The organism is Vibrio sp. 661 (assembly GCF_033339315.1).
GTDB lineage: Bacteria > Pseudomonadota > Gammaproteobacteria > Enterobacterales > Vibrionaceae > Vibrio > Vibrio alginolyticus.
In genome coordinates, this window is sequence record NZ_JAWOUJ010000147.1 from 1 (window position 1) to 1,019 (window position 1,019).

General features: G+C 47.2%; 2 protein-coding genes. Both read left to right on the forward strand.

Annotated features, from left to right (window positions below; all coding sequences use genetic code 11):
• On the forward strand, nt 1-232 hold a 232-nt coding region (locus R7P69_RS25310), incomplete at its 5' end, for an ABC transporter permease subunit (RefSeq protein ID WP_411978700.1).
• A 2-nt stretch (nt 233-234) separates the two neighbouring features.
• The coding region (choV, locus tag R7P69_RS25315; RefSeq protein ID WP_318121847.1) for a choline ABC transporter ATP-binding protein at nt 235-1,019 on the forward strand (785 nt) is incomplete at its 3' end.

Here is a 1,019-nt window from a genome sequence, read left to right on the forward strand (position 1 = left end):
GTTACCTGCGGCACTACCAAGCATCATGGCGGGGGTTACCCAATGTATTATGCTATCTCTTTCGATGGTGGTCATTGCCGCACTAGTAGGTGCAGATGGTTTAGGTAAGCCAGTTGTACGCGCACTGAACACGGTAAATATCTCACAAGGTTTTGAAGCTGGTTTAGCGATTGTTCTTGTTGCCATCATTCTTGATCCCTTATGCAAAGCGCCAAACCAGAAGGAGGCTTAATCATGGACGCTATTACTATTGAAAATCTTGATGTGGTGTTTGGTCAGCAGCAATCACAAGCTTTGGCTTTGCTGGACCAGAGTAAGTCTCGCCAGGAGATCATCGACGAAACCGGTCAGGTCGTCGGTGTTGATAATGTCTCTCTGAGCGTCAAGCGTGGAGAAATCTGTGTATTGATGGGTTTGTCTGGTTCTGGAAAATCCAGTTTGCTTCGCACCGTGAACGGACTCAACGATATTTCTCGTGGCTCTCTGAAAATCCAGGATGGCGACGATATGGTGGAGCTCGCTAACTGTGATGAGCAGACGCTACGCCATCTACGTACACACCGAGTATCTATGGTGTTCCAGAAGTTTGCTTTGATGCCTTGGCTAACGGTACTAGATAACGTTGCCTTTGGTCTGGAAATGCAAGGTATAGGTAAAGCAGAGCGCCGTGCAAAAGCACGTGAACAGTTAGAAATGGTGGGCTTGTCAGAATGGGAGAGTAAGTTCCCGCATGAACTTTCTGGTGGTATGCAGCAGCGTGTGGGCTTGGCTCGTGCGTTTGCGATGGATACGGACATTCTTCTCATGGATGAACCGTTTTCAGCACTTGACCCACTGATCCGAGCGCAGCTGCAAGATGAACTGATTCTGCTGCAAGAAAAGCTCAATAAAACGATTTTGTTCGTGAGTCATGATTTAGATGAAGCGCTTAAAATTGGTAACAATATTGCCATTATGGAGTCGGGTAAACTGATTCAGCATGGTAAGCCAGAGCAGATCATTCTGGCACCAGAAACCGA